Below are 15,905 nucleotides of genomic sequence, written 5' to 3'. Positions count from 1 at the left end.
GGGTTTACTCCATACATGTACAGATCATAGCGGGCCGTTGGTCACGGGCAATGACGCGGCGCGGCGATGGTAGAATTGATAACCATTCCTATCATCGAGAAGGCGCTCCGTGACGTTGTCCGATCTGGCGCTGTACAGCTCCGCCCTGGTGGAGTCCGTGCAGGAACTACACGCAAACGATGCGATCGCCCGCCGCCTGAAGGAGCTTGGCTTCGTCAAAGGGGAAGAGGTCCGTCTGGTAGCCCGTGGTCCGGTCGGCGCCGAGCCGCTGCTGGTGCAGGTCGGGTTCACGCGCTTCGCCCTGCGCCGCAGTGAGGCCGCCCGCATCGTGGTCACCGCGCTGCAGGGCCAGGAGGCCCGCGCATGAGCGCTGCCGCCAACGCCCTGCGCATCGCCCTGGTCGGTAATCCGAACAGCGGCAAGACCGCGCTGTTCAACCAGCTGACCGGCAGCCGCCAGAAAGTAGCCAATTACACCGGCGTAACCGTGGAGCGCAAGGAAGGCCGCCTGCGCGCGCCGTCCGGCCGCGAATTCGCCGTCCTCGATCTGCCGGGCGCCTACAGCCTGCAGCCGGCCAGCCTGGACGAGGCGATCACCCGGGACCTGTGCCGGGGCTTCTACCCGGGCGAGGCCCCCCCGGACGTGCTGCTGTGCGTGATCGATGCCACCAACCTGCGCCTGCACCTGCGCTTCGCGCTGGAACTGCGCGAGCTGGGCAAGCCGATGATCGTGGCGCTGAACATGGTCGATGCGGCCGAGCGGCGTGGCATCAAGATCGACGTCCAGGCGCTGGAACAGGCGCTGGGCGTGCCGGTGGTCGAGACCGTGGCGGTGCGCCGCAACGGCGCGGCCAGGCTGGTGGAGCGCCTGGATGCGATGGTGCCGCACCTGCAGGCCCCGGTGGCGGTGCCCGCGGCGCAGGCCGACTACCACGCCCAGGTGCGTGACATCCTCGCCGCCTCGGTCAGCATGCCGACGCGGACGGCGAAGATCGACGACGCGCTTGACCGCTGGCTGCTGCACCCGGTGTTCGGGCTGCTGACCCTGGCGGTGGTGATGTTCCTGATCTTCCAGGCGGTGTATGCCTGGGCCACGCCGGTGATGGACCTGATCGAGGCCGGCACGGCCGCGCTGGGGGGCTGGATCGGCGGCGCGCTCCCCGAGGGCCCGCTCAACAGCCTGCTTACCGACGGCATCATTGCCGGCGTGGGGGGCGTGATCGTGTTCCTGCCGCAGATCCTGATCCTGTTCGCCTTCATCCTGGCGTTGGAAGAATCCGGTTACCTGCCGCGCGCGGCTTTCCTGCTGGATCGCATGATGGCCGCGGCCGGCCTGTCCGGCCGTTCGTTCATCCCGTTGCTGTCCAGCTTCGCCTGCGCGGTGCCGGGCATCATGTCCACCCGCAGCATCCAGGACCCGCGCGACCGGCTGGCCACGATCCTGGTCGCGCCGCTGATGACCTGTTCGGCGCGCCTGCCGGTGTATGCGCTGCTGATCGGCGCCTTCATCCCGCAGAAGCAGATCTGGGGCGTGTTCAACCAGCAGGGCCTGGTGCTGTTCGGGTTGTATGCGGCCGGCATTCTCAGCGCGCTGCTGATGTCCTGGACCATGAAGAAGTGGCGCCGCGACAAGAGCGAGCATCCGTTGATGCTGGAACTGCCGTCCTACCGCATCCCGCACCCGCGTGATCTGGCGGTGGGCCTGTACGAGCGCGGCATGATCTTCCTCAAGCGCGTGGGCGGCATCATCCTGGCGCTGACCATCCTGCTGTGGTTCCTGCTGTCCTTCCCGGGCGCGCCGGAGAACGCGACCATGCCGGCGATCGACTACAGCTTCGCCGGTCAGATCGGCCACGCCATGGCGGTGTTCTTCGCGCCGCTGGGCTTCAACTGGCAGATCTGCATCGCGCTGATTCCGGGCCTGGCCGCGCGTGAAGTCGCGGTTGCCTCGCTGGCCACGGTCTACGCACTGTCGGCCGCCGATGACGATGCCGCCAGCCAGGCGCTGACCCCGCTGATCAGCGATGGCTGGTCGCTGGCCACCGCGCTGTCGCTGCTGGTCTGGTACATCTACGCGCCGATGTGCATTTCGACGCTGGCCACGATCAAGCGCGAAACCAACTCGTGGAAGCAGATGGGCTTTGCCACCTTCTACCTGTTCGCGGCCGCGTACATCGCCTCGCTGATCACCTACCAGGTGACCGTGGCCTTGGGTGGCGGCTGATGGAGACCGGCCTGCTGCTGCAGTACGCCGTGATCGCGCTGGCCGTGCTGGTCAGCGCGTGGGTGGTGATGAAGAAGCAGTTCCCCGGCACCGTGCGCAAGGCGCGCGGGGCGATCGCGCTGGGGCTGGTGAAGCCGCAGCGCGCCGCCTGGCTGCAGGCGCTGGGCCGGAAGATCGCACCACCTGCCACGGGTGGCGGTGGTGCGTGTGGCGGCTGCGACAGTTGTGGGCCGACGCCCCCGAAGCAGCACTGAGCCGCCAGGCCAGGGCTGCGCCAAAACCTCTTGTGCAGCCTCACCACCACCCGCTAGCCTGCGTGCATGACTACCACTCCCCTACGTTTGCTCATCCACGGTGCCTCCGGCCGCATGGGCCAGGCGCTGCTCCGTCTTGCCGCCGACAATCCCGCCCTGCAGGTCGTGGCCGCGGTCACCCGCCGCTCGCCTGCCCAGCGTGTGGTGGACGGCGTGCCGCATTTCGCCAGCAGCGAGCTGGCCGGCGCGCCCCAGTTCGATGTCGCCATCGATTTCAGCCTGCCCGAGGGCTTTGATCCGGTGCTGGCGCTGTGCGTGGAGCGCGGTGCGGGCTTCGTGTCCGGCACCACCGGCATCAGCGAGACGCAGCGCCAGGCACTGATCCAGGCGGCGGGCCGGATTCCACTGGTCTGGGCCTCGAACTTCAGCCTGGGCGTGGCGGTGCTGGATGAACTGGTGGAGCGGGCCGCAGCGGCGCTGGCCGGCTGGGACTGCGATATCGTCGAATCCCACCACACCCAGAAGAAGGATGCGCCTTCCGGTACCGCCCTGACCCTGGGCGCCGCGGCGGAGAAGGGCGGGGCGCACCCGCACTACGCCAGCCTGCGTGCCGGGGACATCGTGGGCGAGCACCTGGTGCAGTTCACCGGGCTGGGCGAGCGCATCGAGCTGACCCACCGCGCCACCAACCGCGACATCTTCGCCCGTGGCGCGCTGTTTGCCGCGGCCCAGCTGCCGGGCCGCGCCCCGGGCAGCTATCGGGTCCGCGACCTGCTGGATGGCGCCAGCCCGCCGCCCGCCGTCTGAATGGGGCCCGCGCGGCCCGCTGGGGCAGGCGCTTGAACCGGCGCCATGCCCTCTGTCGGGCTGAATAGGGCAATTGCACGCGGATACTGGCGTCGAACCCGGCTTCCCTTTACAATTCCCGCTCGCCGAATCACGACAGCCGGACCGGTCCAGAACCGCAGTCCGCGCTTTTTTGCAGCCGCTTTTTCGTGAAGCGCAGGCGTGACTTCGGCGACCCCTCGGTAGCCAAAGTGAGATTTCCGTGACCCAAGCCGCAATCCTCGTCCTCGAAGACGGCACCGTATTCGAGGGCGAATCCGTAGGCGCGCCCGGCCTGTCCGTTGGTGAGGTGGTGTTCAACACCGCCATGACCGGCTATCAGGAAGTGTTGACCGATCCTTCCTACGCCCGGCAGATGGTCACGCTGACCTACCCGCATATCGGCAATACCGGCATGACCGACCAGGACGACGAAGCGGCCAAGGTGTGGTCGGCCGGCCTGATCGTGCGCGATGTGCCGCGCCGCCCGAGCAACTGGCGCAGCCAGGTGTCGCTGCAGGATTGGCTGATCCAGCGCGGCGTAGTCGCCATTTCCGGGATCGATACCCGCAAGCTGACGCGCATCCTGCGCGAGCGCGGCGCCCAGAACGGTGCGCTGATGGCCGGCGAAGGGCTGAGCGTGGAAACGGCGCTGGAAGCGGCCCGCACGTTCCCCGGCCTGAAGGGCATGGATCTGGCCAAAGTGGTCAGCACCGACAAGCGCTACACCTGGACCGAGGGCCAGCTGGATCTGGACAGCAACGCCTTCGTCAACGCCGCACCGCGTTTCAAGGTGGTGGCCTATGACTTCGGCGCCAAGCTCAACATCCTGCGCATGCTGGCCGAACGCGGCTGCGAGCTGACCGTGGTGCCGGCGCAGACCCCGGCCGCCGAAGTGCTGGCGATGAACCCGGACGGCGTGTTCCTCTCCAACGGCCCGGGCGACCCGGAACCGTGCGATTACGCGATCGCCGCCATCAAGACCTTCCTCGAGAAGAAGGTGCCGACCTTCGGCATCTGCCTGGGTCATCAGCTGCTGGCGCTGGCCTCCGGTGCGAAGACGGTCAAGATGGGCCACGGCCATCACGGCGCCAACCACCCGGTCCAGGACCTGGACGGTGGCCGCGTGATGATCACCTCGCAGAACCATGGCTTCGCGGTGGATGAAGCCTCGCTGCCGGCCACCCTGCGCGTGACCCACCGCTCGCTGTTCGACGGCACCAACCAGGGCATCGCCCGCACCGACGTGCCGGCGTTCTCGTTCCAGGGCCATCCGGAAGCCTCGCCGGGCCCGCATGACGTCGGTCCGCTGTTCGACCGCTTCGTGACCCTGATGGCCGAGGCAAAGGCGTGATGCGCAGCCCCGTGCTGCTGCTGTCGCTGTTGTGCTTCACCGGTGTGGCCCAGGCCGCACCGGCCACGGATGCGGAGGTGCGGGCGGTGGTCCAGTCGCTGGGCCTGGGCACGCTGGGCACGGACATGGCCAAGCTGATGGTCGACAACGTGCCCGCGCTCAATGCGCTGCCCGAGACCGATCGCCAGTGCGCGCATGCGCCGATCAAGAGTCTGCTCGACGCACAGTTCCGTCGTTCGGTGATCTCCGGCCTCGGCAACGACGGCGACGAGGTGATCGCGGAGTGGTCGCGCTTCCTGGGCACCCCCGGGGGCAAGAGCCTCTCCTCGGCCTTCGCCGCTGCGAATCCATCGACGATCGCCGAAAAGTCCAACGTGGATCTGAGTGAAGCCGAGCGCGCCGAAGTGGCTGCGTTCCTGGCCAGCCCGGCCTACACCCGCTTCATCGCCACGCTCGACATCGAATCGGAGCTGCCCGACGACATCGGCGTGCAGCTGGCCAAAGGACTGCAGGACCAGTGCCGGATCGCGCTGAACCCCGACGATATTTCCTGATCGACAGCGTGCGATCACCCCCATCTGCCTCGCTGTCCAGACTTAGAGAAGACAATGCCCAAGCGCACTGACCTTAAAACCATCCTCATCATCGGTGCTGGCCCGATCGTCATCGGCCAGGCCTGTGAGTTCGACTACTCTGGCGCGCAGGCCTGCAAGGCACTGCGCGACGAGGGTTACCGCGTGGTGCTGGTCAACAGCAATCCGGCCACGATCATGACCGACCCGGAGATGGCCGACGCCGTCTACATCGAGCCGATCAACTGGCAGACGGTCGAGAAGATCATCGCCAAGGAAAAGCCCGATGCGCTGCTGCCGACCATGGGTGGCCAGACCGCGCTGAACTGCGCGCTGGACCTGGCCGACAACGGCGTGCTGGAGAAGTACAACGTCGAGCTGATCGGCGCCAAGCGCGACGCCATCCGCATGGCCGAAGACCGCGAGCTGTTCCGCGTGGCGATGGGTGAGATCGGCCTGGAGTGTCCGTCCGCCGCGGTGGCGCACACGCTGGAAGAAGCAATCGAGATCCAGACCCGCGTCGGCTACCCGACCATCATCCGCCCCAGCTTCACCCTGGGCGGCAGCGGTGGCGGCATCGCCTACAACCGCGAAGAGCTGGTCGATATCGTGACCCGCGGCCTGGAGCTGTCGCCGACCACCGAAGTGCTGGTGGAAGAGTCGGTGCTGGGCTGGAAGGAATTCGAGATGGAGGTGGTGCGCGACACCGCCGACAACTGCATCATCGTCTGCTCGATCGAAAACCTGGACCCGATGGGCGTGCACACCGGTGACTCGATCACCGTGGCCCCGGCCCAGACCCTGACCGACAAGGAATACCAGCGCCTGCGCGATGCCTCCATCGCCGTGCTGCGCAAGATCGGTGTGGACACCGGCGGCTCGAACGTGCAGTTCGGCATCAGCCCGACCACCGGCCGCGTGGTGGTGATCGAAATGAACCCGCGCGTGTCGCGCTCCTCGGCGCTGGCCTCCAAGGCCACCGGCTTCCCGATCGCCAAGGTCGCGGCCAAGCTGGCCGTGGGTTACACCCTGGACGAATTGAAGAACGAGATCACCGGTGGCCTGACCCCGGCCTCGTTCGAGCCGTCGATCGACTATGTCGTCACCAAGATCCCGCGCTTCGCCTTCGAGAAGTTCCCGGCCGCCGACGCACGCCTGACCACCCAGATGAAGTCGGTGGGCGAGGTGATGGCGATGGGCCGCACCTTCCAGGAGTCGCTGCAGAAGGCCCTGCGTGGCCTGGAAACCGGCAAGATCGGGCTGGACCCGACCGGCCTGGACCTGGCCAACGAAGACGACATCACCACCCTCAAGCGCGAACTCAAGGCCCCGGGCCCGGAGCGCCTGTTCTTCGTAGGTGATGCGTTCCGCGCCGGCTTCAGCGTGGAAGAGGTCTTCGCGCTGTCGCACATCGACCCGTGGTTCCTGGACCAGATCGAAGAGATCATCCAGGCCGAAGCCGAGGTGGCCGCCGACGGCATCGATGCACTGGATGCCGCACGCCTGCGCAAGCTCAAGCGCGCCGGTTTCTCCGATGCCCGCCTGGCCGAACTGACCGGCACCAACGAAGCGGCCGTGCGCGCGCTGCGTCGTGCCCACAAGGTGCGCCCGGTGTACAAGCGCGTGGATTCCTGCGCCGCCGAGTTCGCCACCAGCACCGCCTACCTGTACTCGACCTATGAGGACGAGTGCGAAGCGGCCCCGAGCAACCGCGACAAGATCATGATCCTGGGCGGCGGTCCGAACCGCATCGGCCAGGGCATCGAGTTCGATTACTGCTGCGTGCACGCCGCGCTGGCGCTGCGCGATGATGGCTTTGAAACCATCATGGTCAACTGCAACCCGGAAACCGTCTCCACCGATTACGACACCTCCGACCGTCTGTACTTCGAGCCGCTGACGCTGGAAGACGTGCTGGAGATCGTCGAGCTGGAACAGCCCAAGGGCGTGATCGTGCAGTACGGCGGCCAGACCCCGCTGAAGCTGGCGCGCGCGCTGGAAGCCAACGGCGTGCCGGTGATCGGCACCTCGCCGGACTCCATCGATCTGGCCGAAGACCGCGAGCGTTTCCAGCAGCTGGTCGAGAAGCTCGGCCTGAAGCAGCCGCCGAACCGCATCGCCCGCAACGACCAGGAAGCCCTGCTGCTGGCGCGCGAGATCGGCTACCCGCTGGTGGTGCGCCCGAGCTACGTGTTGGGCGGCCGCGCGATGGAAATCGTCTACGGCGAATCCGATCTGGCCCGCTACGTGCGCGACGCGGTGAAGGTGTCCAACGATTCGCCGGTGCTGCTGGACCGCTTCCTGGACAACGCGGTGGAAGTGGACGTGGACATCATTGCCGACAAGGACGGCAACGTGCTGATCGGCGGCGTGATGGAGCACATCGAAGAAGCCGGCGTGCATTCGGGCGATTCGTCCTGCTCGCTGCCGCCGTACTCGCTGTCGGCCGAGACCCAGGCCGAGCTGCGTCGCCAGGTGGTGGAGCTGGCCAAGGCCCTGAACGTGGTCGGCCTGATGAACACCCAGTTCGCGATCCAGGCTGGAGAGAACGGCGAAGACATCGTCTACCTGCTGGAAGTGAACCCGCGTGCCTCGCGCACCGTGCCGTTCGTCTCCAAGGCCACCGGCATGCCGCTGGCCAAGATCGCCGCGCGCTGCATGGCCGGCAAGACGCTGGCCGAGCAGGGCGCGACCAAGGAAATCGTGCCGGGCTACTACTCGGTCAAGGAAGCGATCTTCCCGTTCGCCAAGTTCCAGGGGGTCGATCCGATCCTCGGGCCGGAGATGCGCTCCACCGGTGAGGTGATGGGCGTGGGCCGCAGCTTCAGCGCCGCCTTCGCGCGTGCGCAGGAAGCCGGTGGCATCAAGGCACCGCCCCTGGGCAAGGCCTTCGTGTCGGTCCGTGACCCGGACAAGAAGCGCGTGCTGCCGGTCGCCAAGGCCCTGCTCGAGCGCGGCTACACCCTGGTGGCCACCCGTGGCACCGGCGCGTGGCTGCAGCAGCACGGCATGGCCTGCGAGATCGTCAACAAGGTGGTCGAAGGCCGTCCGCACATCGTCGATTCGATCAAGAACGGCGAGATCGTCTACATCGTCAACACGACCGAAGGTCGCGCGGCGATCAATGACTCCTTCTCGATCCGTCGCGAAGCGCTGCAGCATCGCGTCACCTATTCGACCACCATCGCCGGCGCCATGGCGCTGGTGCAATCACTGGAATTCCGTGGCACCGGCCCCGTCTGGTCGCTGCAGGAACTGCACAAGGAGTTGAACGCATGAGAGCACCGATCACCCTGAAGGGCGCGCAGCGTCTGCGCGAAGAGCTTGACCACCTGAAGTCGGTCAAGCGCCCGAAGGTCATCGCGGCGATCGCCGAGGCACGCGAGCACGGCGATCTCAAGGAGAACGCCGAGTATCACGCCGCGCGCGAGGAGCAGGGCTTCATCGAAGGCCGCATCAAGCAGCTGGAAGGCGAGCTGTCGCATGCCGAGATCATCGACATCACCAAGCTCAACGCCGGCAGCAAGGTGGTGTTCGGCGCCACCGTCGAGCTGTCGGACGTGGAAAGCGATGAAGAAAAGCGCTACCAGATCGTGGGTGACCTGGAAGCGGACATCAAGCTGGGCCTGATCGCGATCTCCTCGCCGCTGGCCCGTGCCTTGATCGGCAAGCTGGAAGGCGATGTGGTCACCATCGACGCACCGGCCGGCCAGCGCGAGTACGAAATCGTCAGCGTCCAGTACCTGGACTGACGGCGATGGCCACGGCGACGTTGTTGCTGCCGGCGCGCAGCCGGTTTCCGGCGGCGCCGTTGCCCGATGACGTCGCCAAGGCGCTGGGGCGTGCGCAGCGCCGCAGCGCCGAGGCAGGCGAACGGGCCCAGCTGCGTCGGCATTTCCAGACGCAGCCGGACGCGTGGTCTGCCGCCGCCCTGACCCGCCAGCTGGATGTCGGCGATGCCGACGGGGCGGTGTGGTTGCGGGCCGATCCGGCCAACGTGGTGCCGGACATGCATGGCGCCCGCCTGATGGGGCACGGGGATACCCTGCGTCCCGATCTGGCCGATGTCATGCACCTGCTGCCGGCGTTGCAGCCGTTGTTTGCCGGGTTCGGTTTCGCGCTGGATGCCCCGGTGCCGTCGCGCTGGTACCTGCGTCTTCCGCCGGGCACGGCCCTGCCAGCCTTTGCCGAGCCGGATGAAGTGCTCGGCGATGATCTATTCACCCATCTGCCCGAAGGCGATGCCGGCCGCCGCTGGCGCGCCCTGCTGACCGAAGCGCAGGTGGTGCTGCACCAGCATGCGTGGAACCAGCAGCGCGTGAGCGAGGGCAAGCGCGCGATCAATTCGCTGTGGTTCTGGGGTGGCGGTGAGCTGCCCGAACGTGTGACCACCGCGCATGCCCAGGTCCGCAGCCGCGATGCGCTGCTGCAGGCGCTGGCCAAGGCCGCGGGTCTGCAGGCCGATGGCGAGCAGACCGTGGATGCCCTGGTGGACCTGCGCCAGCTGCGTTCGCTGGAACAGCTGGGCAACGATGCGATCCGCCCGTTGCTGGCGGCGATCGCACGCGGGGAGTTGAAGCGGCTGGTGCTGGATTTCGAGGACGGCACCCGCGTGGAGATCGACAAGGCCCAGCGCTGGCGGTTCTGGAAGAAGCCGGTGCAACTGCACGAGCTCTGAGTCCGTCGAAGAACCGCGGGACAGTGGCCGTCTCCGGCGCGCCATCCACGCATGGCGTGGATCTACCGTTTTACTGCCGGTATTCCGGGGTAGATCCACGCCATGCGTGGATGCGTTCCCCGGGCAGTATCATGGTCGCGCACGTCATCGATCGAGCCCGTTTTGACCCAGTCTGAAGCACCCCGTATCCAGCGCCGTCCTGCCGCCGCCGCCAGCGAGTGGCCCTCGTCCATGTTGCCGTTGCTGCAGCGCCTGTATGCCGCCCGCGGCGTCACGGATGCCGCACAGGCCCAGCCGAAACTGGCCCAGCTGCTTGCGCCTGACCTGCTCGGCAGCATGCAGGCCGCGGTGACACTGCTGGCCGATGCGATCGCCAACAACGAACGCATCCTGATCGTCGGTGATTTCGACTGCGACGGCGCCACGGCCTGTGCAGTTGGCGTGCGCGGCCTGCGCATGCTCGGCGCGCGCGATGTGGTGCATGCCGTGCCCAACCGCATGCTGCACGGCTATGGGCTGTCGCCGTCGCTGGTGGCCGAACTGGCCCCGCTCAATCCCGGGCTGCTGGTCACGGTCGACCATGGCATCGCCTGCCACGCCGGCGTCAACGCCGCCAAGGCGCTGGGCTGGAAAGTACTGGTCACCGATCATCATCTGCCGGGCGAGCACCTGCCGCCGGCCGATGCCATCGTCGACCCCAACATCAGCGGCGATGCGTTCCCCAGCAAGGCACTGGCCGGCGTCGGGGTGATCTTCTACGTGTTGATGGCGCTGCGCCGCCACCTGCGCGAGCAGGGCGCGTACGCCACGGCCCCGGAGCCGGACCTGCTGACCCTGCTCGACCTGGTCGCGGTCGGTACCGTCGCCGATCTGGTGGCGCTGGATGACAACAACCGCGCCCTGGTCTCGGCTGGCCTGCGCCGGCTGCGCAGCGGCAAGGGCTGCGTCGGGCTGCAGGCGCTGATCGAAGCCAGCGGGCGCGATGCCTCGCGGCTGACCGGCAGCGACATCGGTTTCGCGCTGGGCCCACGTTTGAATGCGGCCGGCCGGCTGGAAGACATGGCGCTGGGCATCGAACTGCTGCTCACCGAAGACCGCGCCCATGCGCGTGAGATCGCCACGACGCTGGAGTCGATCAACACCGAGCGCCGTGCGGTGCAGCAGTTGATGACCGACGACGCCGAGCTGGCCGTGTCCCGTGCGGTGCTCAGTGCCGAGGGCGTGCGCCCGGTTGCGGCCTGCCTGTTCGATGCCGAGTGGCATCCGGGGGTGGTGGGGCTGGTGGCGTCGAAGATGAAAGATCGCCTGCATCGGCCGGTGATTGCGTTTGCGCCTTCAGAGCCAGGTGGCGATTCGCTGCGTGGCTCGGCGCGCTCGATCCCTGGCTTCCATATCCGTGACGCGCTGGCCTTGGTCAACGCCGCGCACCCGGGCCTGATCGACAAGTTCGGTGGGCATGCGATGGCCGCCGGGCTGAGCCTGCCGCACGCGCAGCTGGCCGCCTTCGAGCAGGCCTTCGTGGAGGTGGTGGAACGTACGCTGGACCCGCTCTCGCTGCAGCAGCTGCTGCTGACCGATGGCGAGCTGCTGCCGCAGGAACTGGATTTCGCCCATGCCGAGGCGCTGCGCCTGGCCGGGCCGTGGGGGCAGGGTTTCCCGGAGCCGTTGTTCGATGGTCACTTCCAGGTAGCCCGCTGGCAGGTGCTCAAAGAGAAACACCTCAAGCTGAGCCTGCGCGTGCCCGGCCGTGCCGAGCCGATCAGCGCCATCCACTTCAGCGGCTGGACCGGTAATGCGCCGGCCAACCAGGTGCATATCGCCTACCGGCTGGTCAGCGATGACTACCGTGGCGGCGGCGCGATCCAGCTGATTGTGGAACACTGCGCCGACGCGTAACGGCGGCGCGGATGCGGCTTACTTGCGTACCTGCGTCACCAGCGTCGGCATTTCCCAGGCGCCACCGGCGGCAACCAGGCGGCACAACCCGGTGCTGGAATCGGCCGTCTTCACGAACTGCGAGCCGGTCCAGCCCCACGTGGTGGTGGACCAGCAGTCGCCGAGGCCACGGCCCTTCTGCGCCTCCTGGATGGTGCGCACCTCATCCCCCACGGCTGCCGTGGTGACCAGCCGCGGCTGGTACGGCGCGCGGTCGTTGATCACCCAGTAGCCGTCGCCGGTGTTGTAGGCCCCGCGCCAGCAACTCAGCGACACCAGCAGCTTGTCGGCACTGAGCCGCTGTACGGTCAGCGCTTCGGGTTCGCCGTCCGGTGACAGGCTGCCGCCGGCGCCCAACGCTTCGCAGTCGTCGGCCGACGTCACCGCGGCCAGCGCGGCGCGCAGCGCGGGCGACGCGGCGAGCGCCGTATCCGCCGGGCGGGTGGCCACCGGCTTGCCCAGCTGCACGACCGGCACCGGCAGTGCGGGCGGCACCGAGGACTCGGCCAGCGTGCCCTTGCGCATCAGCGCACCGGGTGTGCCCAGGCGGCCCTGGAACGCATCCATCTTCAACAGCACGGCCGCAGCCCCTGCATCGGAGACCGTCCAGCGCGCACCATCGTCACCCGTCAATTCGATGCGGCTGTTGCGTGTCAGCGAGGCGAGCAGGGCGGCGAGCTGCTTCGCGGAGAAGGTGGCGGTGCCCTCGGCGGCATCGAACTGCATCGGGCCCAGCGAGGTGCCATTGATACTCAGGCTGAGCCGCTTGGTGGCCGTGTTGTCGTCGTACTGGCCGAGCATCAGTTCCGCGTGGACCGGTTGATCCGGCCCGCCCGCGCGGGTGAGCAGGATCGAGACCGGGTCGCCGCCATTGTCATCGGCCTGATAACCGGCGGCGCGGCAGGTGCGGGTGTTGTCGCAGGCCAGCGTCCAGTCGTGGTGGGTGAACGTCACGCCCTCGATGGGGGCGGCGGCGTTACCGGGCAGGGCGAGCCCCATCAACAGCGGGGCGGTCAACAACAGGCGCATGCGGCATCCTTGGTCCATCAATCCGTGGAGAGCGATCTTGGCCGAGCGCGGATGAGGCGTCCATGACCGGAACAGGCGATTGCCACCGCTCAACCCCGTTGCGGATCGCGGTGCGTTCAATGGAGGGTCATCGGATCAGGAGCGTCACATGGGACTCGCACTGCGCAGTATCGGTCTGCTCGCGCTGCTGTGCTGGCAGCTGCCCAGCGCCCACGCACAGCCACGGCGTTTTCCCTCGCCACGCCCACCCATCCTGCAGGTCGCCGGTGCCGAGGTGCCGGTGCGGTTGACCGAGGCCCGCATCGACAGCCGCGTCGTGGCAGGGCTCGGCGAAACCACGATCGAATTGACCTTCCACAATCCCAATGTGCGCGTGCTGGAAGGGCAGCTGGAGTTCCCGTTGGCCTACGGCCAGCAGGTGGCCGGTTTCGCACTGGATCTCGATGGCACGCTTCGCGATGCGGTACCGGTACCCAAGGCGCAGGGACGCCAGGTCTTCGAGGCGATCGAACGCCGCCAGGTCGATCCGGGTCTGCTGGAACAGACCGCCGGCAACCAGTTCCGGCTGCGCATCTATCCCATCCCCGCGCGCGGCGAGCGTCGTCTCCGGCTGGTGCTGCGTGACAGCCTGCCGCTCGTGCCGCAGGGTCTGCACTGGTCACTGCCGGTGTCCTTCGCACGCCAGGCCGAGCAACTGACGCTGCGGTTGGAGACCAGCGGGACCGGCAAGCCGGTCGCCGTGGGCGTCCATCCTCTCGGGTTTACGTTGAAGGCCGGTGCCTACGCGGCGCAGTGGCAGGGGCGGGGCGCGGACCTGCCTGCCCAACTGCAGTGGAGCCTGCCGCTCGCGCGCAGCACTGACGTGGTCACCGGGCTGCAGGATGGGCAGCGCTATCTGCTGGCCAGTGTGCCGGTCCGGACCCCGACCGCCGCGCGCGTCCTGCCTGCGCGCATCGGTCTGCTCTGGGATGCCTCCGGTTCGGCCGGTACGCGTAACCGTGCGGCTGAGCTGGCCGTGTTGGACCGCTATTTCCAGGCGTTCGGCACGGGGCAGGTCCAGCTGACGGTGCTGCGTGACCGCAGCGAAGCGCCGCGCGAGTTCCCGATCACCCGGGGCGACTGGTCGGCGCTGCGCGAGTATCTGTTGGCGCTGCCCCAGGATGGCGCCAGTGCGCTGGGCGACTGGACGCCGAACCGCACGATCGGCGAGTACCTGCTGGTCAGCGATGGCCTGGCCAACTATGGCCGCCAGACGTTGCCCACCCTGTCGCCCGATCAGCGCCTGTATGCATTGAGCAGCGCCGGTGCGAAGACCGACGCGCCGCGCCTTCGTGCGTGGACCAGCGCCCATCATGGTCAGCTGCTGCAACTGAGCGACGAGGCGGAGGTGGAGACGGTGATGCCGCTGCTGCTGCTGCAGCCCGCCGAAGTGAGCGATGTGCTGGCACGTGGCGTGGAGGACGTGAGCGTGGATGCCTCGCGGGCTGCGCAGGGCTGGATTCGCGTCACCGGCCGCGTGCTGCGTCCCGATGCGACGGTGCTGCTGTCCCTGCGTGGTGGCGACAGCGGTCCGCAGCCGGTCACGCTCAACGTCGCGAACGCGCGTACGGTCGACGGCGGCCTGGTCGCTCACGCGTGGGCGAATGACCGGTTGGCAGCACTGGCGGCGGACCCCGCCGGGGCGCAGGCCGCCAAGGCGCTGGCCCGGCAGTTCGGGATCGTGACGGCCGATACGTCGCTGCTGGTCCTGGAGACGCTGGAGGACTATCTGCGCTATGGCATCCGCCCGCCGGCCCCGCTGCGCGCGGCCTACGACCAGCGCCATGCGTTGACGGTGGCCGACGTGGCAACCGAGCGGAAGCGCCGCCTGGATGGCATCGCCCGCCAGTTCGCCGAGCGCGAGCAGTGGTGGAATACCCGTTGGCCCAAGGATGCGCCACCGCAACCCAAGCAGGAATCCCGATCCGTCGCCGCGCCGGTCGCCATGGCGATGGCCGCGCCACCGCCGGCACCTGCGGCGCCGATGGCGCTGGACCGTGTAGAGCTGACCGCCTTGGCGGCGGCCGATGAGGCGGAGGCCACCCCCGAGCGCCGCGCCAAATCGGCACCCAGGGCCAACAGCGGCCAGATCACACTGACGCTGGCACCGTGGGCACCGGATTCGGCGTATGCAAGCCGCCTGCGCGAGGCCACGCCGGCGCAGCTGTATCCACTGTATCTGCAGGAGCGCGAACAGCACGCCGGCAGCAGCGCGTTCTATCTGGACGTAGCCGATCTGCTGCTGGCCAGCGGACAGCGGGAGCTGGCCCTGCGCGTGCTCTCCAACCTCGCCGAGATGGACCTGGAAAACCGCCACGTGCTGCGCGTGCTCGGCTATCGCCTGATGCAGGCCAAGGCGCCGGCGCTGGCCGTGCCGGTGTTCCGCCAGGTGCTGGCGATGGGCGAGGAAGAGCCGCAGAGTTTCCGTGACCTGGGCCTGGCGCTGGAAGCGGCCGGGCAGTACCAGGCGGCGGTGGATGCGCTCTACGACGTCGTGGTGCGCCCGTGGGATGGGCGGTTCGACGGCATCTCGCTGATCGCGCTGGACGAACTGACCCGGCTGATCGCGCGCGAGCGTGTGGATCCTTCCGCGATCGACCCGCGCCTGCGCCGTGCGATGCCGCTGGACTTGCGCGTGGTGCTGAGCTGGGACAGCGACAACAGCGACATGGACCTGTGGGTCACCGATCCCAATGGCGAGCGCGCCTACTACGGCAACCGGCTGACCTACCAGGGCGGGCAGATGTCGCAGGACTTCACCGGCGGCTATGGCCCGGAGCAGTTCTCGTTGCGCGATGCCAAGCCGGGCATCTACAGGATCGAAGCGAACTACTTCGGCAGCCGCGAGCAGCTGGTCACCGGCGCCACCACCTTGATGCTGCGCCTGAGCACCCGATGGGGCAGCCGCGACCAGCGCGACCAGCAGGTCACGCTGCGGTTGAAGGACCGTGCGGAAACGGTGCTGGTCGGGGAGTTCGAGGTGAAGTGAGCCCCCG

12 protein-coding genes are annotated in these 15,905 nt (G+C 68.0%); 11 read left to right on the top strand and 1 reads right to left on the bottom strand.

Annotated features, from left to right (window positions below):
- Positions 1-109: 109 nt before the first annotated feature.
- From NJD74_RS15285 to recJ, 10 genes are all read left to right on the top strand, one after another.
- The gene (locus NJD74_RS15285; protein WP_019182966.1) at positions 110-367 is read left to right on the top strand and encodes a FeoA family protein; all 258 of its coding nucleotides are present in this window, start codon (positions 110-112) and stop codon (positions 365-367) included.
- The gene (locus NJD74_RS15280; RefSeq protein ID WP_070472889.1) at positions 364-2,223 is read left to right on the top strand and encodes a ferrous iron transporter B; all 1,860 of its coding nucleotides are present in this window, start codon (positions 364-366) and stop codon (positions 2,221-2,223) included. The genes NJD74_RS15285 and NJD74_RS15280 overlap by 4 nt, the downstream gene beginning before the upstream one ends.
- Entirely contained in the window at positions 2,223-2,477 is a 255-nt protein-coding gene (locus NJD74_RS15275) for a DUF6587 family protein (protein WP_070427290.1), read from the top strand. Before NJD74_RS15280 ends, NJD74_RS15275 begins: the two co-directional genes overlap by 1 nt.
- Positions 2,478-2,543: 66 nt before the next feature.
- Complete coding sequence (gene dapB / locus NJD74_RS15270; protein ID WP_083279902.1) at positions 2,544-3,284, top strand: 4-hydroxy-tetrahydrodipicolinate reductase; 741 nt, start codon at positions 2,544-2,546, stop codon at positions 3,282-3,284.
- A 241-nt stretch (positions 3,285-3,525) separates the two neighbouring features.
- Positions 3,526-4,656 carry a glutamine-hydrolyzing carbamoyl-phosphate synthase small subunit gene (gene carA, locus NJD74_RS15265; RefSeq protein WP_019182959.1) on the top strand — a complete coding sequence of 377 codons (1,131 nt, stop codon included), beginning with the start codon at positions 3,526-3,528 and terminating at the stop codon, positions 4,654-4,656.
- Complete coding sequence (locus NJD74_RS15260) at positions 4,656-5,210, top strand: hypothetical protein (RefSeq protein WP_019182958.1); 555 nt, start codon at positions 4,656-4,658, stop codon at positions 5,208-5,210. The genes carA and NJD74_RS15260 overlap by 1 nt, the downstream gene beginning before the upstream one ends.
- 54 nt (positions 5,211-5,264) lie before the next feature.
- Complete coding sequence (gene carB / locus NJD74_RS15255) at positions 5,265-8,507, top strand: carbamoyl-phosphate synthase large subunit (RefSeq protein WP_319624513.1); 3,243 nt, start codon at positions 5,265-5,267, stop codon at positions 8,505-8,507.
- A gap of 8 nt (positions 8,508-8,515) precedes the next feature.
- Positions 8,516-8,980: a transcription elongation factor GreA gene (gene greA, locus NJD74_RS15250; RefSeq protein ID WP_319624529.1), complete on the top strand. Its 465-nt coding sequence runs from the start codon at positions 8,516-8,518 to the stop codon at positions 8,978-8,980.
- A 5-nt stretch (positions 8,981-8,985) separates the two neighbouring features.
- Positions 8,986-9,906: a phosphoglycerate mutase gene (locus tag NJD74_RS15245; RefSeq protein ID WP_319624512.1), complete on the top strand. Its 921-nt coding sequence runs from the start codon at positions 8,986-8,988 to the stop codon at positions 9,904-9,906.
- A 231-nt stretch (positions 9,907-10,137) separates the two neighbouring features.
- Positions 10,138-11,802, top strand: a complete 1,665-nt coding sequence (gene recJ, locus NJD74_RS15240; RefSeq protein ID WP_319624528.1) for a single-stranded-DNA-specific exonuclease RecJ — start codon at positions 10,138-10,140, stop codon at positions 11,800-11,802.
- A gap of 18 nt (positions 11,803-11,820) precedes the next feature.
- On the opposite strand, the gene NJD74_RS15235 is transcribed toward recJ, so the two are convergent.
- Complete coding sequence (locus tag NJD74_RS15235; protein ID WP_319624511.1) at positions 11,821-12,870, bottom strand: DUF1176 domain-containing protein; 1,050 nt, start codon at positions 12,868-12,870, stop codon at positions 11,821-11,823.
- Between the two features lie 148 nt (positions 12,871-13,018).
- Between NJD74_RS15235 and NJD74_RS15230 the strand changes: the two genes are divergently transcribed.
- Positions 13,019-15,898 carry a VIT domain-containing protein gene (locus NJD74_RS15230; RefSeq protein WP_319624510.1) on the top strand — a complete coding sequence of 960 codons (2,880 nt, stop codon included), beginning with the start codon at positions 13,019-13,021 and terminating at the stop codon, positions 15,896-15,898.
- Positions 15,899-15,905 lie beyond the last annotated feature (7 nt).

Source organism: Stenotrophomonas sp. RG-453 (assembly GCF_033843685.1).
Lineage (GTDB): Bacteria > Pseudomonadota > Gammaproteobacteria > Xanthomonadales > Xanthomonadaceae > Stenotrophomonas > Stenotrophomonas bentonitica_A.
Note: the sequence above shows the minus strand (reverse complement) of the source record. Positions and strands in the feature narration are given on the sequence as shown.

Coding starts and splice junctions, on each gene's coding strand:
- NJD74_RS15280 (WP_070472889.1), top strand. CDS start 364: ATGAGCGCTGCCGCCAACGCCCTGCGCATCGCCCTGGTCGGTAATCCG.
- NJD74_RS15275 (WP_070427290.1), top strand. CDS start 2,223: ATGGAGACCGGCCTGCTGCTGCAGTACGCCGTGATCGCGCTGGCCGTG.
- dapB (WP_083279902.1), top strand. CDS start 2,544: ATGACTACCACTCCCCTACGTTTGCTCATCCACGGTGCCTCCGGCCGC.
- NJD74_RS15260 (WP_019182958.1), top strand. CDS start 4,656: ATGCGCAGCCCCGTGCTGCTGCTGTCGCTGTTGTGCTTCACCGGTGTG.
- carB (WP_319624513.1), top strand. CDS start 5,265: ATGCCCAAGCGCACTGACCTTAAAACCATCCTCATCATCGGTGCTGGC.
- NJD74_RS15245 (WP_319624512.1), top strand. CDS start 8,986: ATGGCCACGGCGACGTTGTTGCTGCCGGCGCGCAGCCGGTTTCCGGCG.
- recJ (WP_319624528.1), top strand. CDS start 10,138: ATGTTGCCGTTGCTGCAGCGCCTGTATGCCGCCCGCGGCGTCACGGAT.
- NJD74_RS15235 (WP_319624511.1), bottom strand. CDS start 12,870: ATGCGCCTGTTGTTGACCGCCCCGCTGTTGATGGGGCTCGCCCTGCCC.
- NJD74_RS15230 (WP_319624510.1), top strand. CDS start 13,019: ATGGGACTCGCACTGCGCAGTATCGGTCTGCTCGCGCTGCTGTGCTGG.